Raw genomic sequence first — 19,217 nt, 5'->3', positions numbered from 1 at the left:
ACGACCGAGTCGCGTAAACATCGGCCCGATGGGGGGCGAATGACCGACGTGCAGAGGTACGCCCGGGACTGCTTCCGCGGGGTCACCTCCGACCGGTTGGGCGTCGAGCTGGAGTTTCTGGTCTTCGACGCGGACAACCCCGCGCTTCCCGTCCCCATCGCCCGGATCGCGGGCGCGCTCCCCGCGCTCCCGGGTGGCAGCCGGGTGACGTTCGAGCCGGGCGGGCAGCTCGAACTGTCCGCCCCGCCGGACGTCCTGCCCGCCGCGATCGCGAAGCTCACCGCCGACGTCGACGCCGTACGGCGCGCGCTCGCCCGGGCCGGGCTGCGGCTGGGCGGCCGCGGCCTGGACGCCCTTCGCCCGCCCCTGCGGCAGTTACGAGAGCCCAGGTATGAGGCGATGGCCGCGTTCCTGGACTGGCCGGACGGCCTGACGATGATGTGCTCGACGGCGTCGGTCCAGGTCAACCTGGACTTCGGCGAGGACCCGCGAATCCGCTGGGAACGGTCCCACGTGCTCGGCCCCGTGCTGGTCGCGGCCTTCGCCAACTCGCCCGCCGGAGGGTGGGTCTCCGGCCGCCAGGCCGTGTGGAGCAGGCTCGACCCGAGCAGGACGGCGCCGGTCGCACGGAACGGCGACCCGGTGGACGACTGGGCGCGCTACCTCCTCGACGCCCGTCTCATGCTGGTCCGGGGGGACGGCGGCCTCCTGCCGGTCCTCGACGGCTCGGCGTTCCGTGACTTCGCCCGCGTGGCCGGGCGGCCCCCCGGCGAGGCCGACCTCGCCTACCACGCCACCACGCTCTTCCCGCCCGTACGGCCACGGGGCTGGCTGGAGGTGCGCTACCTCGACGCGCAGGGGGCCACCGAGTGGCCCGTGTGCGTGGCCGTCGTCCACGCGCTCGTCACCGACGATCGGGCCGCCGAGGCCGCCATGGAGGCGGCCCGGCCGGTCGCCCACCGGTGGGCGGACGCCGCCCGCCTCGGTCTCGCCGACCCCGATCTGCGCCGCTCCGCCTCGGCCTGCTTCGCCGCCGCCGCCGAGGCCCTGCCCCGCCTCGGGGCCGAGCCCTCGCTGGTCGCCCGGGTCCGCGCGTTCGCCTCTCGGCACATCGAATCCGGCCGATCGCCGGCCGCCGACCAGATGGAGGAGATGTTCGCGTGACCGATCTCGACGCCGTCCTGGGCAACGCCGGCCCGACCGGCCTGAAGGAGCGGATCGCGGCCGAGCTCGCCGCCGTACGCGAGCGGTCGCTCACCTACACCGACGCGGACGACGACATGCTCGTGCGCCAGCACTCGCCCCTGATGTCGCCGCTGGTCTGGGACCTGGCGCACGTCGGCAACTACGAGGAGCTGTGGGTCCTGCGCGAGGTGGGCGGCATCGAACCGCTGCGCCCGGAGATCGACCACCTCTACGACGCGTTCAAGTATCCGCGCAAGGACCGGCCGTCGCTCCCGCTGCTCGGCCCCGCCGAGGCGAGGAAGTACATCTCCGGCGTGCGCGGCCGGGTGCTCGACGTCCTCGACCGGGTGGACCTGACCGACCCCGATCCGCTGCGGGCGGGCGGCTACGTCTTCGGGCTGGTGCTGCAGCACGAGCACCAGCACGACGAGACCATGCTCGCCACGCTCCAGCTCTCCCGGCGGCCCGGCCTGGTCCGCGACGGGGAGCTGCCGCCGGGCAGGCCCGCCGCCGAGCCCGAGGTGCACATCCCCGCCGGGGTCTTCACGATGGGCACCGACACCGTGGCCTGGGCGTACGACAACGAGCGGCCCGCCCACCGGATGTACCTGCCGGGCTACTGGATCGACCGCCATCCCGTCACCAACGGGGCCTACCTGGAGTTCGTCGAGGACGGCGGCTACCGCGACCCGCGCTGGTGGCTGCCGCAGGGCTGGGAGTGGGTCGAGCGCAACGGCGTGGAGGCCCCGCTGTTCTGGACGCGCGACGGCGACACCTGGTGGCGGATCCGCTTCGGCCGGGAGGAGCCCGTGCCGCCGGACGAGCCGGTGCAGCACGTCTCCTGGTACGAGGCCGACGCGTACGCCCGGTGGGCGGGCAAACGCCTGCCGACCGAGGCCGAGTGGGAGAAGGCGTGCGGAGGCCGCACGTACCCCTGGGGCGAGGCCGATCCCGGCCACCTCGCGCGCTGGGCCAACCTCGGCCACCGCGCGGCCCGGCCCGCGCCCGCCGGGGCGTACCCGGACGGCGCCAGTCCCTACGGGGTCGAGCAGCTCATCGGGGACGTGTGGGAGTGGACCGACTCCTGGTTCCAGCCCTATCCCGGCTACCGGTGCTTCCCCTACGAGGAGTACAGCAAGGTCTTCTTCGGGGAGACCTACCGGGTGCTGCGCGGCGGTTCGTGGGCCACCCATCCCTGCGCCGTCCGCACGACCTTCCGCAACTGGGACTACCCGATCCGGCGGCAGATCTTCGCCGGGTTCCGCTGCGCCCGCTCGGAGGAGTGAGGGGATGTGCCGCCACGCGGCGTGGCTGGGCCCGACGAGGTCCCTGACCACGCTCATCAGCGACCCTGAACACGGCCTGCTGCGCCAGTCGTACGCCCCGCGCCTGCAGAAGTACGGCACGGTGAACGCCGACGGGTTCGGCTTCGGCTGGTACGACGGGTCCCGGCCCGTGCGCTACCGCCGTACGGTGCCCATCTGGGCGGACGCCAACATGCCCGGCCTCGCCGCGGCGGCCCGCTCGTCCTGCCTGATCGCGGCGGTGCGGTCGGCCACGGTCGGGATGCCGATCGAGGAGACGGCCACCGCGCCGTTCGCCGACGGGCCCTGGCTGCTCAGCCACAACGGGCGGGTCAGGCGCGAGGCCGTCCGGCCCCTCGCGGCCGACGCGGAGAGCGTGTGTGACTCGGCGTGGCTCGCCGCGGCCGTGTTCACCCGGTTGCGGGACGGCCTGCCGCTCGCCGACGTCCTGCCCGCCGTCGTCCGCGCGGCCGCGGAGGGCGACCCGGAGGCGCGGCTCAACCTGCTCGTCACGGGAGGTTCCCACCTGGCCGCCGTCGCGTGGGGCGACACGTTGTTCACGCACCTGGAGGAGGGGGTGCTCGTCGCGAGCGAGCCGCTTGACGACCGGCCGGGCTGGCGGGCCGTGCCCGACCGCAGCCTGCTGCTCGCGTCTCCCGACGGCGTTTCGGTGACACCCATCGATTGAGAGGCGACCATGGTTACCGATCATCTCGGCGGCGACTATCTGCGCCAGGCTCTGGAGAACGACGTACGCGCCGGGCTCACCTCGTCGCCCAAGTGGCTGCCGCCCAAATGGTTCTACGACGCCGCGGGCAGCGAGCTGTTCTCGCGGATCACCCGGTTGCCGGAGTACTACCCCACCCGGCGCGAGCTGGAGATCCTGCGCCGCCGCGCCATCGACGTCGCGGCGCTCAGCCGCGCCGACACGCTCGTCGAGCTGGGCTCGGGCACCAGCGAGAAGACCGTGCTGCTGCTCGACGCGCTGGCCAACGCGGGCACGCTGCGGGCCTACACGCCGGTGGACGTGGACGACGTCACGCTGGAGGCCGCGGCGGAGCGGCTCGCCGTACGCTATCCCGGCCTGGACGTACGGCCGGTGCGCGCCGACTTCGAGCAGCACCTGGCGCTGCTGCCGAGGACCGGCAGGCGGCTGGTGGCCTTCCTCGGCGGCACGATCGGCAACCTCCCGCCCGCCGCGCGGGAGGTGTTCCTCAAGGAACTGCGGGCCACGCTGCGGCCGGGCGACACCCTGCTGCTCGGCACCGACCTGGTGAAGGACAGGGGACGGCTGGTCGCGGCGTACGACGACCCGGGGGGCGTGACGGCCGCCTTCAACCGCAACGTGCTGCACGTGCTCAACCGGGAACTGGACGCCGGGTTCGAGCCGGAGGCGTTCGAGCACGTGGCGCTGTGGGACGAGGACAACGACTGGATCGAGATGCGGCTGCGGGCCACCCGGCCCATGGAGGTCCCGATCCGGGCGCTCGGGCTCACGGTCGCCTTCGCCGAGGGCGAGGAGACGCGCACGGAGATCAGCGCCAAGTTCCGCAGGGAGGGCGTGCTCGACGAGCTGTCCCGGGCCGGGTTCGCGGTCTGCCGCTGGTACACCGACAGCGCCGGCGACTTCGCGCTGACCCTGGCCGCGGTGCCCGCGTCCCCGGGGAGGTTCGCCAACCCTTAACCGGCAGTGCCGGAGGATGTCGTCGTCCTGCCACCGCGAGGGGCTGTGATCACCTCGCCGGGCCGCCGTAAGCGGGCGGCCGAAGTGAAAGGACCACGATGTCCCAGGGTCTGTCCCGCCGCGGGTTCCTCGCCGCAGGCGCCGGCGCCGCCGCCGCGTCGCTGCTGCCGGCCTCGGTGCACCGGGCGATGGCCATGCCGGTGCCGCGCGGCGGCCTGTCCGCGATCAAGCACGTCGTCTTCCTCATGCAGGAGAACCGGTCGTTCGACCACTACTTCGGCAGCCTGCGGGGCGTGCGCGGCTACGGGGACCGCAACGCCGTCAGGCTGCCGGACGGCAGGCCGGTGTTCGAGCAGCCCGACGGCGCGGGCCGGGTGCTGCCGTTTCCGGTGCGCGAGGCCGCCGACCTGGTGGGCAGGGACCTGCAGTGGATCTCGGCGCTCGCGCACGGCTGGAACGACGGGCAGGCGGCCGCGGCGGACGGCTGGCACAACGGCTGGATCGCGGCCAAGAGCCCGGCCACCATGACGTACTACCGGCGCGAGGACATCCCGCTGCAGTACGAGCTGGCCGACACCTTCACGATCTGCGACAACTACTTCTGCTCGGTGCTGTCGTCCACGAGCCCGAACCGTAACTACCACGTGAGCGGGCACACCGGCTACGAGCCGGGGACGACGAAGCGGGCGATCGACAACTCCGCCTACAGCGAGGACTCCCACGCGGGGTACACGTGGGCGAACGCCGGGGAGATCCTGGAGGCCGCCGGGCGCTCCTGGAAGGTCTACCAGGAGTGGGACAACTACGAGGACAACAACCTCGAGTTCTTCGCCGAGTTCCGCCGGATCGCGCGCAAGGCGCTGCGCGGAGACCACCTGAGCATGGACTCCTTCTACTCCGCGCTGTTCCGGGCGCCGGAGGCGCAGCGGGAGCAGATGCTGGCGCGACTGGAGGAGGGCGTGGCGGCGCTGACGCCCAAGGAGCGCTCACTGTACGACCGGGCGCTGCGCCGCCTGCGGCCCGACACGCTCGCCGCCGAGTTCCGCGCCGACGTCGAGGCGGGGCGGCTGCCCGAGGTCAGCTACCTCGTCCCTTCGGCGGCCGACTCCGAACACCCCAGTGCGTCCTCGCCGATCCAGAGCGCGCAGATCACCTACGACATCCTTGACGCGATCGCGTCGAACCCCGAGGTGTGGCGCTCCACGGCGCTGTTCATCACCTATGACGAGAACGACGGCTTCTTCGACCACGTGCCACCGCCGCGGCCCCCGGCCGAACAGGCCGACGAGTTCTACGACGGCAAGCCGATCGGCCTCGGCATCCGGGTGCCGATGATCGTGGTCTCGCCGTGGACGATCGGCGGGCACGTCTGCTCGCAGATCTTCGACCACTCCTCCACGGTCCGCTTCCTGGAGACCTGGCTGGGGGTGCGCTTCCCCGACATCTCCGCATGGCGGCGCACCGTCTCCGGCGACCTCACCTCGGCCTTCGACTTCACCTCGGCCGGCCCCCGGCCCACCCCCGCGCACCCCGGTCCGGTGCCAACGTTCACCGGCCGTTGGCGGCCCTCCCCGCCGGCCGACCAGCGCATGCCCGTCCAGGAGGAGGGTGTGCGCCCGGCGCGGCCCCTGCCGTACCAGCCGGACGCCTCGGTCGCGCTCAGGGGCGACACGCTGCGGCTGGCGGTCGCCAACGACGGCGCACAGAGTGTGCACCTGGCGCTCTACCCCTACGCCGGGGAGCTGCCCGCGCCGCTCCACCTGGACGTGCGTGGCTCGGCCACCAGGCTCGTCCCGGTGCCGGGCGACCACTACGACCTGGTGCTCACCGGTCCGAACGGCTTCCGCCGGGAGTTCGGCGGGTCACTCACCGGCGGCGCGGCCGGGGTCGAGGTGTCCAGCACCGTCCACGGTGAGGCGCTGCGGCTGGACATCGAGATCGCCAACAACGGCCGCCGGGAGGTGCGCCTGCACGTCCGCGCGCTGGCCTACGACGACAAGGAGACGGAGGTCGTGCTGCGGCCCGGCGCGCGGCGGCACCTGCCCTGGCCCGCCCGGCGGGCCAGGGGCTGGTACGACATCGAGATCTCCTGCGCGGACGACCCGTCCTTCAACCGCCGTCTGATGGGCCACATCGAGAACGGCCGGCCGAGCGTCACCGGCTGAGCTGCGGCGCGCTGCCCACGGGTGAGACGCCCGCGGGCAGCGGCAGGCGCAGGACGAAGCGGGCGCCGCGCGGTGAGTCCTCGACCCGCAGCGTCCCGTGGTGCGCGTCCGCCGTGACGCGGCACAGGGCGAGGCCCAGCCCGGTGCCCTTGGGATCGCGGCGGCGCCCGTCCTTCAGGCGGACGAACGGCTCGAAGACCCGCTCGCGGTCCTCCGGGGCGATGCCGTCGCCGTCGTCGAGCACGGTGACGACCGCCTCGTCCCCGGCCCGCCCGACCGTGACGTCGACCCTGCTGTACGCGTGGCGCTGGGCGTTGACCAGCAGGTTGGTCAGCACGCCGCACAGCTGGACCCGGTTGCCGAGGACGGTCACCTCGTCCTCGACCTCGACGCGCACGGGCACGCCGTCCGTGCGGGCGGCGGCCTCCTCCCGCACGAGCGCCCCGAGGTCGACCGGCTCGGGTTCGGCCGTCGCGGCCGTTCGGACGCGGGCGACCGTCAGCATCTCGTCGATGATCGCCTGGCACCGCTCGGTGGTGCGCACCGCCGTACGGATCGTCTCGTACGGATCGGTCTCCTCGCGGTAGAGCAGGGCCTCCTCCAGCTGCGTGCGCAGCCCGGCGAGCGGGGTCCGCAGCTCGTGGGAGACCATCGAGGCGAAGTGCCGCTGCTGGCGCACCGAGGAGTCGAGGCGTTCGAGGAAGTTGTTGGAGGCCCGCGCGAGCTCGGCGATCTCGTCGCGCCCGGGCGGCTGGGGGACGCGCAGGCTCAGGTCGCGCACGCTGATCTCGGTCACCCTCTCGCGAATCTCCCTGACCGGGCGCAGCGTGCGGCCCGCGGCGCGCCAGCTCGCCCAGGTCCATCCGGCGGTCATCAGCAGCACTCCGATCGCGATGAACAGTTCCAGCCGCCGCGTGGCCAGGAGGGCGGGCTCGGTCCTCCCCGCGTACACGGCGTGCGGCTCGCCGTCCCAGAACAGCCGGGACTGCACCGGCAGGACCCGTACGGCGGTGAGCACGACGCACCGGCCCTGGTCCGGGCACTCGATGCGGTACTGCAGGCGGTCCTGGCCTGTGGGGAAGGGGGAGGTCAGCGGGGCCCGGCCGCTCGCCGACCGGCTGGCCGTGATCACCCGGTTGCGGGAGTCGACGAGCTGCACCAGGTCCTCGTGCGCGGCCGGCGGCTCGGGGATGCCGTTGGGGCCCATCGAGGCGATCCAGTCGGTGGCCACCCGCTGGGTGTCCATGAAGAGATGGCTGTGGATCCGGTTGCGTACGGCGATGTCCAGCCCGAACCCGATCACCGTGAGGACGAGGAGGGAGAGGACCGCGCTCATCAGGGCGGTCCGCGCCTGGATCGAGCGCGGGCGTAAAAGGGAAGGCATGTGCCAGCCCGCCATGACCCCTCCGTTCGTGTCCGTAATGCAATGCTCAGGAAAAAAATGTTAATAAGAGCTATCCGGAAACCGGGCCGCCTGAACGTCCCGGATCGCAACCCTTGCGAAAACAGGGGGAAGGATCGACGATTCCTTTGCCTGATCAAGCATTCGCGCTGGTAGGCGGCCTGGACGACGTCCTTACGGAAGTGAAGGATGTTTTCCCTGTGAAAATCGTGCTCGCGCCGGCCGCGAGGACGAGACAGGCGGCGATGACCGCCGCGACCTTGGGTCAGGGGACGACCAGGGGAATGGCCGCGCTCGCGCCGGGCGCGCCACGAGAGGGCTGCTTCGAAGGACTGCTCACGCTCGCGGACATGAGCGAAGAGGAGCTCTGAGCACCGCACGGACACGACGTCGCGGCGCGGCCGCTCTCCGGCCCGCGCTCATCGCCGGTCGTCCGGCAGGCGATTCCTGATTCCGGGACGCGAAATTCTGGAAATCAGTTTCGGCGGCTCCAAGCCGACTGCAAGTCTCCTCCAAGGAGGATGCGGAAATCTCGGCCGTGACCGATCGGACGAGAAAAGGGGAAACCATGCTCGTGCGTTCCAAGTCCGGCTTTCTTCTTTCGCTGGCAGGCCTTCTCGGGTCGCTGGCACTCGCCGGCGCGACCCCGGCGAACGCCGCCGCGGCCGAAGCCGGAATCGGCCTTACCCTGTACGTATGGGACGTGGACGAGGAGGGAACCTGGAGCAACGGCGACGAAGTTTTCATCAGCGTCGTGCACAACGGATTCACTCAGCGCCTCGCCCCGACCAAGGGCACTATCGACGTCAACGAATCCGACGAGGGCCAGCAGGTCGCGATTCCGTCCGCGAATCCCCTCAAGTTTCCGCTGGGCGACAGAGTAACGATCCAGGTATGGGAGGACGACGTCTCAGGGGACGATCTCCTCGCGGAAGCCAGAGACGTCCCCGTCGAGTGCAACCGTCCCTTCAGCGGATTCACCGAAATCACCAAGCAGAAGTATTACAAGTACTCGTTCGACGGCAAGATCGTCTGTTAGTCCTGCTTCCGGCTCGTCAGGATCCGCGGGTGGTGAGAGCGCGGGACCTCGACGACGTCCCCACCCCCTGCGGCACGCGCACTTCGTGGCGATGACGTGGTCGTGCCCGAGGCAACGGAAACCGAGAGCCCGCGCCGAGTCGGCGGGATCCCCGCCGGCCCGTCGGCGCGGGCTCTTGCGGTCAGTCGGCGGGCCTGAAAACTCGCATCGCCCTTGTGCGGAAGCTGGTGTAGAAGCCGGTGCAGACGTCGAAGCGCCGGGCCCGGAACCGGTGAGGGCGTGCGGGGAAGGCGTGCCGGGCGGCTCCGCGTGCTCGCCCGGCGAACGCCCCGTCAGCGGCCGGCGCTGGAGATGACCTTCTCGGGAACGACGCGTACCGTGATGCGCTGCTCTCCCGGCTGCCGGTAGGGGTAGGTGTCCACCCCGAGGTACTTCTTCGCCAGGCCGTCGATGACCGCGTCCGCGCCGTCGAGCTCCAGCTCGGCGGTGCCCGAGACGCTGACGAAGCGGAAGGCGTTCTGCGGGTCGAGCACGCTGACCGACACCCGGGGGTTGTCGCGCAGGTGCCGCTCCTTCGCCCGCCCCACGGCGGTGTTGAAGACCACTTCGTCTCCGTCGACGTCGACCCACACCACGGTGTTGTGCAGCGATCCGTCCGGCCGGATGGTCGTCACCCAGGCGTGGACCGGTTCCTTCAGCAGGGCTACTGCGTTTTCGTCGAGCTTGCTCATCTGGCTCCTCCTCGGTTCGTCAGCGCTGCCCCCAGATCGACAGCACAGGGCAAGACCACATTCTTCCCCCGAGGATGTGGGACATGATCCGCGCCCTACCGCCGGACGCCCGCCTGAGCCGATACGGGTTCGGGCGTGGGCATGACGCGCCGGACCTGCTCGCGCACGCGGGGCGCCAGTTCGGTGGTCAGGGGCGCCTTCTCGGTCCGCAGCCGGTTGAGCGCGAGGGCGAGCGCGGTGCCCCACAGCAGGTGTCCCGCCAGCAGCGCGGCCTGGCGTCCCGCACGGTCCTTCGGGACGGGCGGGTACGCGCCGATGCTCGGCGCCAGGCCCTGGTAGCCGAAGTACCACACCAGCAACCCGTACGCCGTGCCGATCGGGACGGGCACCCGCTGCCCGGCCGACAGCAGGCCCAGCACCGAACCACAGGAGGAGCCGAACGCGAAGTGCGCGATCGTTCCCAGCACGTTCTCGCCCTTCTTGGGCTTGTCGCGCCCGGGAAGGGTCATCCGTACGAACCGCCTCGGGGGCGGCTCCTCCAGCAGGCCGGCCCTGTCCGCCGCCATCAGCATCGCGCTGTACACGGCCGTCGCGAGCGCGCCGCCGACGGCGCCGTTCACCAGGTTGCGCATCATGAGGAGCCTCTTCCCACCCGGACCGGATCAGCTGCCCTCGCGGTGCTCCGTTCTCGGTAAACAATCAAGGCTCCGACTCGACCAGCGCGGACGCAGCGCGATCAGGCGTGCCCGGGGATGACGGGCGCCTCCGGCTCCGGGACCGGCTCACGTGGCCGCATTCAAGTGACGGTTGCGATGGGTGCCACAGACAGGGAAGCGATCCACTCGCAGTACAGCCACCTCACCCTGCTGGTCGAGCAGAATGTAGGTCACTGACACAGAAGATCGCTGTTGGCGCTCTTCGAGGAGCGCATCACGTTCTTGGAAGCTGAAGGAATCTGATCCCAGAAAGCGCGAGCGCCGGGCTCCCGATTCCATCGGGGCCCCGCAGGCGAGAGCCACCGGGGCGACCGGGCCTGGTCGTCGCGTGGCTCAGGCGGAACAGGTCACCGCGCGACGATCGAGGCGAGCAGCTTGTCCCAGTCGGCGAGGAAGCGGTCGAGGTTGTAGCGGGCCAGTGCGGCGGAGCGGGCCGCCTTGCCCGCCTGTACGGCGAGCTCGGGCTCGTTGGCGAACCGGTCGAGCGCCCGCAGCAGCGTGGGCAGCTTGGTCGAGACGACCCCGGCCTCCGGCGGCACCGCCTCCACGGCCTCGGTGGTGGCGAGCGCGACGACCGGCATGCCGACCATCATGGCCTCGATCAGCGACAGGCCGAGCGAGGTCCAGCGGTAGGGGTGCAGGTAGACCCGGCGCCGGGCCAGCTCGGCGTGCATGGCGGCCTGCGGCAGGTCCTCGAACACCTCCATCTCCCGGTCCAGGCCGAGCTTGGACGGGAGGTTCGTCACCTTCATGCCGAACACGTCGAGCGGGGCCGTGGCGGCGAACGTGGGCAGCAGGTCGGTGCCCGCCACCCGCCAGCGCCTGATCGGCTCGTTGACGACCACGCCGGCGCGGGCCAGCTCGCCGGTGTAGAGGTAGCCCGGGTCGACGACGCCGTGCTCGATCACGTGGGTGGGGGCGTGGCCGGAGTCCCAGAACAGGTCGTTGAAGTGGGTGACGTGGACGATCGGGATGTCGCCGCGGTCGGCCAGCGGATGACGGGTCTTGGGCACGTCCCCCGCGGGCGTGTTGTGCTCGACGTAGACGCCCGGCACGTCGCGCCCCAGCCACTCGCGGGCCAGGTCGATCTCGTGCGGCCTCTGGTAGACGACCACGTCGACGTCCTCGCCGGCCAGCCGGTCGTACGGGACCTCCCGCGCGCTGTCGGGCCAGGGATAGGTGTCGGCCCGGCCCCGCCCGTCGGGACCCCGGTCGGGGGTGAGCGGCACCAGATAGTCGTGTCCCCCGTGCACGAAGGAGGTGGTCCACGACCCGTGGACATGCCAGACCATGATCTTCATCGCATCGCTCCCCGTCCGTCGTCTCGTGGACCTTGGAACACCGTGCCTCCCCCGTCGGGCGCTTCACCCACCTGCCCTGGTCATGCCCTCTTCATCCTCAGCTCTGAGCGGAATTCCCCGAGCACCAGATCGAGCGCCGCGGCGAGGTCGGGCGCCACCTCGGGGGCGGCCTCCACCTCCTCCGGCAGCGTCACCGGTGTCGGCACGAGGATTCCCCGTGCGCCGGCGGCGCGGGCCGCCTCCACGTCCCTGCCGATGTCGCCGATCACCACGCAGTCCTCCGGACGGACGCCGAGCCGCCGGGCCGCGCGCAGCACGAGGCCGGGCGCGGGCTTGCGGCAGCCGCAGTGGTCGCCGTCGTCGTGCGGGCATATCTCCCACACGTCGAACGGGCCGAGCAGGGCGTCCACCCGGTCGTTCACGGCGCGCAGGGCCTCCGGGGCGATCAGGCCCCTGGCGACCCCGGACTGGTTGGTCACGATCCCGACCGGGATGCCCTCCGCGCGCAGCCGGTCGAGCGCCTTCCGGGCCCCGGCGACGGGCTCCACCCGCTCGGGATCACTGTTATAAGGAACGTCGTGAATGAGCGTTCCGTCACGGTCGAAAAGCACCGCGGCGGGTGGGCGGGCGGACAGTGGCACGAGCGACCTCCTGCACGAATCGCCCGCCGGGCTACCCGGGGGACAGATCGGCAAACACCGGCCGACAGTTACGCAGAGTAGCAGTTATTGAGTGCATCCCCCACTCACGTCGACTTCTCTACAAAGGAGTGTTTAGAAGCGCTTCTCTCGGTAACCAGACCTCCACTGTGCCACGGAGGGAAACCGATGCGGTTCTTGGGGATAAACGCGATTTTTCATGATCCAGCCGCTGCGCTGGTCGTGGATGGTGAGGTGATCGCCGCAGCAGAGGAAGAGCGCTTCAGCCGTCGCAAGCACGGCAAGCGCCCGGTGCCGTTCGCCGCCTGGGAACTGCCCGAACTGGCCGCCGCGTGGTGCCTCGAACAGGCAGGGCTGCGGCCCGAGGACCTCGACGGCGTCGCCTACTCCTACGACCCCCAGCTCGTGGTGCCCGGAGGGCCGGGGCAGGACGAGCGCTGGGAGGACCTGCGCACCACCTACGCGCACCGCGCCCCCAACTTCCTGGCCACCGCGCTGCCCGGGCTCGACGCCGCCCAGGTGCGTTTCGTCCCCCACCACATCGCGCACGCCGCGTCCGCCGGGCTTGCCGCGCCCTACCGAGAGTCGGCGGTGCTGGTCTGCGACGGCCGCGGCGAGGCCGTCTCGCACCTTGCCGGGCACTACCGGGACGGCGAGCTGACCGTCCTGGCGAGCCAGGCGCTGCCGCACTCCCTCGGGCTGATGTACGAGGACCTCACCCAGCACCTCGGCTTCCTGCGGTCGAGCGACGAGTACAAGGTGATGGCCCTCGCCTCCTACGGCGAGCCGCGCTTCCTGCGCGAGATGCGCGAGCTCGTCTACGCCACGGGCGACGGCGGCTTCCGGGTCGAGCCGATCGACTGGAGCGTCTACGCCAAGGCGCTCGGCAAGGGCGAGAAGTGGACGGCCGACCACGCCGACCTCGCCGCGAGCGTGCAGGCCCGCCTGGAGGAGGTGCTGCTCGATCTCGCCACGTGGCTGCACGAGCGCACCGGCGCCCGCTATCTCACGATGGCCGGAGGAGTGGCGCTCAACTGCGTGGCGAACACCCGTCTGTTCGCCGAGGGCCCGTTCGAGGAGGTGTGGGTGCAGCCCGCGGCGGGCGACTCGGGCACCGCGCTCGGGGGAGCGCTGCACCTCGCGCAGGCCAACGGCGACCCCGTGACGCCGATGCCCGGCGCCGCCCTCGGGCGCGGCTGGAGCGACGAGGAGCTGGGTGCCTGGCTCGACGTGGCGCGGGTGCCGTACGAGCGCCCCGCCGACCTCGCCGCGACCGTCGCCGCCGAGCTCGCGGCCGACCGCGTGATCGCCTGGTTCCAGGGACGCGCCGAGTACGGCCCGCGCGCGCTCGGCCGCCGCTCGCTGCTCGCCCACCCCGGCAACCCCCGCAACACCGAGCGGCTCAACGACGTGAAGGGCCGCGAGCAGTTCCGTCCCATCGCCCCGATGGTGCTGGCGGAACGCGCCCCCATGATCTTCGGCAGGGGCCCGATGTCGAGCCCGTACATGCTGTTCGTCCACGACGTGCGGCCGGAGTGGCGCGACCGCATCCCCGCGGTGGTGCACGTCGACGGCACGGCCCGGATCCAGACCGTCGAGCGCGGCCGCGACCCGTTGCTGGCCCGGCTGCTCGAGGAGTTCGAGGCGCGCACCGGGCTGCCGGTGGTGGTCAACACGAGCCTCAACACGGCCGGCCGCCCGATGGTGGACGACCCGCGCGACGCGCTGGAGTGCTTCGGCTCGGCCCCGGTGGACGTGCTCGTCCTCGGTCCGTACGTCGTGCGCAGGGGGGCGGTGTTCGCCGGATGACGACTGAGATGACCCGGGAGACGAACCCGGCTCCCACCGGGGAGCCGCACCAAGGAACGGGGCCGGCGGTCACGGTCGTCATCCCGACGATCGGGCGGCCGAGCCTGGCCGCCACCCTCGCCGCGGTCGGTTCCGGTCCCGAGATTCTCGTGGTGGACGACCGGCCGGGGGAGAGCCTGGAGCCGTTGCCGGTGCCCGACCACGTACGCGTGCTCAGGTCGGGCGGGCGTGGCCCGGCCGCCGCGCGCAACGCCGGATGGCGGGTCGCGACGACGCCGTGGGTGGTGTTCCTCGACGACGACGTGGTGCCGGGCCCTGGCTGGGTCCGCGCGCTGACGGAGGACCTCGCCCGCCTGCCCGAGGACGTCGGCGGGAGCCAGGGACGGCTGGAGGTGCCGCTGCCGGCGGGCCGCCGCCCGACCGACGCCGAGCGCAACACCGCAGGGCTGGCCGACGCCGACTGGATCACCGCCGACATGGCCTACCGCAAGACGGCCCTGGAGGCGGCCGGCGGGTTCGACGAGCGCTTCCCCGGGGCCTACCGGGAGGACGCCGACATCGCGCTGCGGGTCGAGCAGGCCGGGTTCGCCCTGGTGAAGGGCGAACGCCTGACCCGCCACCCGGTGCGCGACGACGGCTTCTGGTCCAGCGTGCGCTTCCAGCGCGGCAACGCGTCCGACGCGCTCATGCGCCACGTGCACGGCCGCGACTGGCGGGCGGCCATCGGCGGCCATCCGGGCAGGCTCAGGCGGCACGCCCTCACCACCGGCATGGGCCTGCTCGCGCTCACGCTCGCCGCGACCGGGGGGCGCCGGAGGCGACTGGCCGCCGCCGCGGGACTGGCCTGGCTCGGCCTCACCGCCGAGTTCGCCTGGGCGCGCATCGCCCCCGGCCCGCGTACGCCGGAGGAGATCGCGCGCATGGCGGTGACCAGCGTGGTCATCCCTCCGGTGGCCTGCGCGCACCGGATCAGGGGCGAGGTGAAGGTGCGGACGGGCAAGACGGGGAGGCGCTCGTGATCGGGACCGCTCTGGTGGTGCGGCCCGACAACGCGGGCGACGTGCTGCTCGCGGGGCCCGCCGTGCGCGCCGTCGCCGCCGGGGCGCGGGAGGTCGTGATGCTCGCCGGCCCGTACGGCAGGGCCGCGGCCGAACTCCTGCCCGGCGTCGACCGCGTCCTGGAGTGGCGCGCCCCGTGGATCGACCCCGACCGGATGCCGATGACCTCCGAGCACGCGGCCCGCCTGGTGGAGCAGGTCCGCGCCGTCGGCCCGGACGTGGCCGTCGTCTTCACGTCCTTCCACCAGTCGGCGCTGCCGACGGCCCTGCTGCTGCGGCTGGCAGGCGTGCCGCGGATCGCCGCGATCAGCGAGGACTACCCCGGCTCCCTGCTCGACGTGCGTCACGTCGTGGACGAGAGCGTGGACGTCCCCGAGCCGGAGCGGATGCTCGGCCTCGCCCGCGCCGCCGGCTTCGACCTCCCGCCGGGCGACGACGGGCGGCTCGCCGTGCGCGGTCCGCTGCCGGACGTGGAGCACCTCACGGGCCCGCCCGGCTACGTGGTGGTGCATCCCGGCACGACCGCGCCGGCGAGGGCCTGGCCCGCCGAGCGCTGGGCGGAGGCGGTCGAGGCGCTGCTGGCCGCGGGCGAGCGGGTCGTCGTCACCGGCAGCCCGGGCGAGCGGGCGCTGACCGCGATCGTCTCCGGCCCCGCGCTCGGCTCCGGTTTCGCGCTCGATCTGGGCGGGGCGACCACGTTCCCCGAGCTGGCCGCCGTGCTGGCCGGGGCGTCGGCGGTGGTCGCCGCCAACACCGGCCCCGCCCACCTCGCGGCGGCCGTCGGCACGCCGGTGGTCAGCCTGTTCGCGCCGGTCGTGCCCGCCGCCCGCTGGGCGCCGTACGGCGTGCCCACGGTGGTGCTCGGCGATCAGAACGCCCCCTGCCGGGGGAGCAGAGCGCGAATCTGCCCCGTGCCCGGCCATCCGTGCCTGACCTCGGTCGGCGGGGCGCAGGTGGTCGACGCGGTGCGCCGCCTCGCCGCGGTCGACGAGGCCGTGAAGGAGGTGGTGCCATGAGGATCGCCCTGGTGTCGGAGCACGCCAGCCCGCTGGCGACCCTCGGCGGTGTGGACGCCGGCGGGCAGAACGTGCACGTCGCGGCGCTGGCCCTGGCCCTGGCGGAACGGGGCAACGAGGTCGTCGTGCACACGCGGCGGACCTCCCCCGACCAGCCGGACGTCGTGCCCATGGCGCCCGGCGTCACCGTCGAGCACGTGCCGGCCGGGCCCGCGGAGCCGCTGCCCAAGGACGAACTGCTGCCGCACATGCCCGAGTTCGGGGCGCACCTGGCCCGCACCTGGAAGGCCGAGCCGCCCGACGTGGCGCACGCGCACTTCTGGATGAGCGGGCTGGCCACGCTGACGGCGGCGGAGCCTCTTCACATCCCGGTCGTGCAGACCTACCACGCGCTCGGCACCGTGAAGCGGCGCTGGCAGGGCGAGGCCGACACCAGCCCGCCGGGCCGGATCGCGATCGAGCGCGACATCGGCCGCCGGGCGGTCGCGGTCATCGCGACCTGCTCCGACGAGGTGGGGGAACTCGTCGCGATGGGGGTGCCGCGCGACCGGATCAGGGTCGTGCCGTGCGGCGTCGACCTCGGCCTGTTCCGCCCGGACGGCCCGGCCGCCCCGCGTGGCGACCGGCCCCGGGTGCTGAGCATCGGGCGCATGGTGCCGCGCAAGGGGGTGGACACCGTCGTCCGCGCCATGCGGCAGCTGCCCGGCGCCGAACTCGTCGTCGCGGGCGGCGACCCGGGCGACGAGGAGAGCACGCGGCTGCGCACGCTCGCCGACGGCCTCGGCCTCGGCGACCGGGTCCGGCTGATCGGCAGCGTGAGCCGGGCCGAGGTGCCGGCCCTCATGCGCTCCGCGGACGTCCTGGTGACCGTCCCGTGGTACGAGCCGTTCGGAATGGTGCCCCTGGAGGCCCTGGCCTGCGGGGTGCCGGTGGTCGCCTCGGCGGTCGGCGGCCACCTCGACACCGTCGCGGGATGCGGCGTGCTCGTGCCGCCCCGGCGGCCGCGCGCGCTGTCCCGCGCGCTCGGCGACCTGCTGACCCGGCCCGGCGTGCGGGCGGCGCTGTCGGCCGCCGGGGTCCGGCGGGCTCGCGCCCGCTACGGCTGGCCCAGGATCGCCGAGCAGACCGAGTCCGTGTACCGAAACCTGGTCGGCGGGTGCCTGGGCACCCTCGCCGCCGCGGGAGGCTGAGCGATGCATCCTCATCTGGCCCGGCTGAGCACCGCGCTGACGGCGGTGGACCCGGAGACGCCCAAGATTCACGCCTGGGGCTACAAGCTCGCGGCCGTGCTGAGCGGCGGCGGGCGGCTGCTCGCCTGCGGCAACGGCGGTTCCGCCGCCGAGGCGCAGCACCTGACCGCCGAACTGGTCGGGCGCTACCGCGCCGACCGGCGGCCGTACGCCGCGATCCCGCTGCACGGCGACACCTCGTCCCTGACCGCCATCGGCAACGACTTCGGCATGGCCGAGCTGTACGCCCGGCAGGTGCGGGCGCACGGCCGCCCCGGCGACGTGCTGATGTGCCTGTCGACCAGCGGGACGAGCCGCAACGTGACCGAGGCGGCCGAGGCCGGGCGCGAGTGCGGCCTGACGACCTGGGCGCTGACCGGCCCCGGGCCGAACCCGCTCGCCGAGCTGTGCGACGAGGCCCTGACCGTGCCCGCGGACGACACCGCAACCATCCAGGAGGTGCATCTCACGGTGATCCACATGCTCTGTGACGTGATCGAGAAGGCCGTCGCGTGAGCGGACCACTCGTCATCGTCGGAGACTCCCTGCTCGACGTCGACGTCGAGGGCACGGCCGACCGGCTGTGCCCCGACGCCCCCGTCCCCGTCGTGGAGGAGCAGGCGGAGCACCACCGGCCCGGCGGCGCGGGGCTCGCGGCGCTGCTGGCCGCCCGCGACGGCACGCGGGTCGTCCTGATCACCGCCATGGGCGACGATCCCTCCGGCCGCTGCCTCGAGGGCCTGCTGTCGCCTTCCGTCGAGATCGTGCGGCTGCCGCTGCGCGGCACGACCGTGCGCAAGACGCGGGTGCGCGCCCGCGGGCAGACGCTGGTCAGGATCGACACCGGTGACGGCCGGGCGATGGGGCGGCCCGGCCAGGTCGCCTCCGCCTCGGCGTTCGCCCGTGCGGCCGACGCCCTCGCCTCGGCGAGCGCGGTCCTGGTCGCCGACTACGGGCGCGGCGTGGCCGACCTGCTGCGTGAGCCGCTGCGCGGGCTCGACGTGCCCTTGGTCTGGGACCCCCACCCCCGGGGGTCGCTGCCCGTGCCGGGATGCGCGCTGGTCACGCCCAGCGAGGCCGAGGCCCGCGGAATGTGCGAGGAGCCGTACGTCTCGCCGGAGCGCACCGCCCGCAGGCTGGTGCGCGACCTCGACGCCGAGGCCGTCGCGATCACGCTGGGCGAGCGCGGCGCGATGCTGGCCCGCCGCGGCGGCAGGTTCGGGCCGGTCCCCGTCCCGCACGTGGCGGCCGGAACGGACGCCTGCGGCGCGGGCGACCGCTTCGCCGCGGCGGCGGCGCTCGCCCTGGCGGACGGCGCGTCCACCGAGGACGCCGTGGCCCGCGCGGTCGGCGAGGCCACCAGGTTCGTGGAGGAGGGCGGGGCCGCCGCGCTGCGCCTGCCGCGCCCCCTCGCCGAGTCGCCGGTGCCGTTCGGGCCCGGCGCGTCCGCCTTCGAGGTGGCCGCCGCCGTACGCGCCGCGGGGGGCCGCCTGATCGCGACCGGCGGGTGTTTCGACCTGCTGCACGCCGGGCATGTGAGCCTGCTGCGGCGGGCCCGGGCGTTAGGCGACGCCCTGGTGGTCTGCGTGAACTCCGACGACTCGATCCGGCGTCTCAAGGGACCGAGCAGGCCGTTGGTGAGCGAGCGCGACCGGGTCGAGGTGCTGCGCGCGCTCGGCTGCGTGGACGCGGTGACGGTCTTCGACGAGGACACGCCGTCGCGGGTCATCGAGCGCCTGTGCCCGGACGTGTGGGTGAAGGGCGGTGACTACGACGAGCGGTCGATGCCGGAGGCCGAGGCCGTACGCCGGGCCGGTGGGGAGGTCGTCATCCTGCCGACCGTGCCCGGCTACTCCACCACCGGCCTGATCGCCGCCGCCCGAGCCGCTTCGTGACTTCGGCCGCCTACTGAAAGGGAT

18 protein-coding genes are annotated in these 19,217 nt (G+C 73.0%); 13 read left to right on the top strand and 5 right to left on the bottom strand.

The window, feature by feature from the left end:
- Positions 1 to 39: 39 nt before the first annotated feature.
- The 5 genes from egtA (at position 40) to Msi02_RS30220 (ending at position 6,338) form a co-directional block, all read left to right on the top strand.
- Positions 40 to 1,164: an ergothioneine biosynthesis glutamate--cysteine ligase EgtA gene (gene egtA / locus Msi02_RS30240; RefSeq protein ID WP_204051382.1), complete on the top strand. Its 1,125-nt coding sequence runs from the start codon at positions 40 to 42 to the stop codon at positions 1,162 to 1,164.
- The gene (gene egtB, locus Msi02_RS30235; protein WP_239108816.1) at positions 1,161 to 2,471 is read left to right on the top strand and encodes an ergothioneine biosynthesis protein EgtB; all 1,311 of its coding nucleotides are present in this window, start codon (positions 1,161 to 1,163) and stop codon (positions 2,469 to 2,471) included. The genes egtA and egtB overlap by 4 nt, the downstream gene beginning before the upstream one ends.
- Positions 2,472 to 2,475: 4 nt before the next feature.
- The gene (egtC, locus tag Msi02_RS30230; RefSeq protein ID WP_204051381.1) at positions 2,476 to 3,177 is read left to right on the top strand and encodes an ergothioneine biosynthesis protein EgtC; all 702 of its coding nucleotides are present in this window, start codon (positions 2,476 to 2,478) and stop codon (positions 3,175 to 3,177) included.
- A 9-nt stretch (positions 3,178 to 3,186) separates the two neighbouring features.
- Positions 3,187 to 4,173 (top strand): L-histidine N(alpha)-methyltransferase, encoded by a 987-nt coding sequence (egtD, locus tag Msi02_RS30225; RefSeq protein WP_204051380.1) that lies wholly within the window; start codon positions 3,187 to 3,189, stop codon positions 4,171 to 4,173.
- Between the two features lie 98 nt (positions 4,174 to 4,271).
- Positions 4,272 to 6,338: a phosphocholine-specific phospholipase C gene (locus tag Msi02_RS30220; protein ID WP_204051379.1), complete on the top strand. Its 2,067-nt coding sequence runs from the start codon at positions 4,272 to 4,274 to the stop codon at positions 6,336 to 6,338.
- Here the strand turns inward: Msi02_RS30220 and Msi02_RS30215 are convergent.
- A complete protein-coding gene (locus Msi02_RS30215) occupies positions 6,328 to 7,674 on the bottom strand; it encodes a sensor histidine kinase (protein WP_204051378.1) in 1,347 nt (448 codons plus the stop codon). The genes Msi02_RS30220 and Msi02_RS30215 overlap by 11 nt on opposite strands.
- A gap of 266 nt (positions 7,675 to 7,940) precedes the next feature.
- On the opposite strand from Msi02_RS30215, the gene Msi02_RS30210 reads away from it, so the two are divergent.
- Positions 7,941 to 8,111, top strand: a complete 171-nt coding sequence (locus tag Msi02_RS30210) for a hypothetical protein (RefSeq protein ID WP_204051377.1) — start codon at positions 7,941 to 7,943, stop codon at positions 8,109 to 8,111.
- Positions 8,112 to 8,308: 197 nt separating this feature from the next.
- A complete protein-coding gene (locus Msi02_RS30205; RefSeq protein WP_204051376.1) occupies positions 8,309 to 8,779 on the top strand; it encodes a hypothetical protein in 471 nt (156 codons plus the stop codon).
- Positions 8,780 to 9,111: 332 nt separating this feature from the next.
- On the opposite strand, the gene Msi02_RS30200 is transcribed toward Msi02_RS30205, so the two are convergent.
- The 4 genes from Msi02_RS30200 to Msi02_RS30185 form a co-directional block, all read right to left on the bottom strand.
- Positions 9,112 to 9,510 carry a PPOX class F420-dependent oxidoreductase gene (locus tag Msi02_RS30200; RefSeq protein WP_079315916.1) on the bottom strand — a complete coding sequence of 133 codons (399 nt, stop codon included), beginning with the start codon at positions 9,508 to 9,510 and terminating at the stop codon, positions 9,112 to 9,114.
- Between the two features lie 95 nt (positions 9,511 to 9,605).
- A complete protein-coding gene (locus Msi02_RS30195) occupies positions 9,606 to 10,145 on the bottom strand; it encodes a DUF6789 family protein (RefSeq protein WP_204051375.1) in 540 nt (179 codons plus the stop codon).
- A 428-nt stretch (positions 10,146 to 10,573) separates the two neighbouring features.
- On the bottom strand, positions 10,574 to 11,527 hold the full coding sequence (locus Msi02_RS30190; RefSeq protein ID WP_204051374.1) for a glycosyltransferase: 954 nt from the start codon (positions 11,525 to 11,527) through the stop codon (positions 10,574 to 10,576).
- An 80-nt stretch (positions 11,528 to 11,607) separates the two neighbouring features.
- Positions 11,608 to 12,168 (bottom strand): D-glycero-alpha-D-manno-heptose-1,7-bisphosphate 7-phosphatase, encoded by a 561-nt coding sequence (locus tag Msi02_RS30185; protein ID WP_239108815.1) that lies wholly within the window; start codon positions 12,166 to 12,168, stop codon positions 11,608 to 11,610.
- 186 nt (positions 12,169 to 12,354) lie between these two features.
- Between Msi02_RS30185 and Msi02_RS30180 the strand changes: the two genes are divergently transcribed.
- The 6 genes from Msi02_RS30180 to rfaE2 are packed head-to-tail and all read left to right on the top strand — an operon-like array spanning position 12,355 to position 19,193.
- The gene (locus tag Msi02_RS30180) at positions 12,355 to 13,995 is read left to right on the top strand and encodes a carbamoyltransferase family protein (protein WP_204051373.1); all 1,641 of its coding nucleotides are present in this window, start codon (positions 12,355 to 12,357) and stop codon (positions 13,993 to 13,995) included.
- Positions 13,992 to 15,014 carry a glycosyltransferase family 2 protein gene (locus Msi02_RS30175; protein WP_239108814.1) on the top strand — a complete coding sequence of 341 codons (1,023 nt, stop codon included), beginning with the start codon at positions 13,992 to 13,994 and terminating at the stop codon, positions 15,012 to 15,014. The genes Msi02_RS30180 and Msi02_RS30175 overlap by 4 nt, the downstream gene beginning before the upstream one ends.
- Positions 15,011 to 16,069 (top strand): glycosyltransferase family 9 protein, encoded by a 1,059-nt coding sequence (locus Msi02_RS30170; protein WP_079315920.1) that lies wholly within the window; start codon positions 15,011 to 15,013, stop codon positions 16,067 to 16,069. Before Msi02_RS30175 ends, Msi02_RS30170 begins: the two co-directional genes overlap by 4 nt.
- Positions 16,066 to 17,259 (top strand): glycosyltransferase, encoded by a 1,194-nt coding sequence (locus Msi02_RS30165; RefSeq protein ID WP_204051372.1) that lies wholly within the window; start codon positions 16,066 to 16,068, stop codon positions 17,257 to 17,259. The genes Msi02_RS30170 and Msi02_RS30165 overlap by 4 nt, the downstream gene beginning before the upstream one ends.
- Positions 17,260 to 17,262: 3 nt before the next feature.
- Positions 17,263 to 17,814 carry a D-sedoheptulose-7-phosphate isomerase gene (locus Msi02_RS30160; RefSeq protein WP_030512289.1) on the top strand — a complete coding sequence of 184 codons (552 nt, stop codon included), beginning with the start codon at positions 17,263 to 17,265 and terminating at the stop codon, positions 17,812 to 17,814.
- Positions 17,811 to 19,193, top strand: a complete 1,383-nt coding sequence (gene rfaE2, locus Msi02_RS30155; RefSeq protein WP_204051371.1) for a D-glycero-beta-D-manno-heptose 1-phosphate adenylyltransferase — start codon at positions 17,811 to 17,813, stop codon at positions 19,191 to 19,193. Before Msi02_RS30160 ends, rfaE2 begins: the two co-directional genes overlap by 4 nt.
- Positions 19,194 to 19,217: the final 24 nt, after the last annotated feature.

The organism is Microbispora siamensis, assembly GCF_016863095.1.
Taxonomy (GTDB): domain Bacteria; phylum Actinomycetota; class Actinomycetes; order Streptosporangiales; family Streptosporangiaceae; genus Microbispora; species Microbispora siamensis.
The sequence above is the reverse complement of the archived record's forward strand: the minus strand, read 5'-3'. Positions and strand labels throughout refer to the sequence as shown.

Excerpts from the sequence above, each read along its gene's own strand:
- Msi02_RS30200 (WP_079315916.1), bottom strand. The coding sequence starts at position 9,510 with ATGAGCAAGCTCGACGAAAACGCAGTAGCCCTGCTGAAGGAACCGGTC.
- egtA (WP_204051382.1), top strand. The coding sequence starts at position 40 with ATGACCGACGTGCAGAGGTACGCCCGGGACTGCTTCCGCGGGGTCACC.
- Msi02_RS30195 (WP_204051375.1), bottom strand. The coding sequence starts at position 10,145 with ATGATGCGCAACCTGGTGAACGGCGCCGTCGGCGGCGCGCTCGCGACG.
- Msi02_RS30205 (WP_204051376.1), top strand. The coding sequence starts at position 8,309 with ATGCTCGTGCGTTCCAAGTCCGGCTTTCTTCTTTCGCTGGCAGGCCTT.
- Msi02_RS30160 (WP_030512289.1), top strand. The coding sequence starts at position 17,263 with ATGCATCCTCATCTGGCCCGGCTGAGCACCGCGCTGACGGCGGTGGAC.
- Msi02_RS30165 (WP_204051372.1), top strand. The coding sequence starts at position 16,066 with ATGAGGATCGCCCTGGTGTCGGAGCACGCCAGCCCGCTGGCGACCCTC.
- Msi02_RS30220 (WP_204051379.1), top strand. The coding sequence starts at position 4,272 with ATGTCCCAGGGTCTGTCCCGCCGCGGGTTCCTCGCCGCAGGCGCCGGC.
- Msi02_RS30180 (WP_204051373.1), top strand. The coding sequence starts at position 12,355 with ATGCGGTTCTTGGGGATAAACGCGATTTTTCATGATCCAGCCGCTGCG.
- Msi02_RS30190 (WP_204051374.1), bottom strand. The coding sequence starts at position 11,527 with ATGAAGATCATGGTCTGGCATGTCCACGGGTCGTGGACCACCTCCTTC.
- Msi02_RS30175 (WP_239108814.1), top strand. The coding sequence starts at position 13,992 with ATGACGACTGAGATGACCCGGGAGACGAACCCGGCTCCCACCGGGGAG.
- egtD (WP_204051380.1), top strand. The coding sequence starts at position 3,187 with ATGGTTACCGATCATCTCGGCGGCGACTATCTGCGCCAGGCTCTGGAG.
- egtC (WP_204051381.1), top strand. The coding sequence starts at position 2,476 with ATGTGCCGCCACGCGGCGTGGCTGGGCCCGACGAGGTCCCTGACCACG.
- Msi02_RS30215 (WP_204051378.1), bottom strand. The coding sequence starts at position 7,674 with ATGAGCGCGGTCCTCTCCCTCCTCGTCCTCACGGTGATCGGGTTCGGG.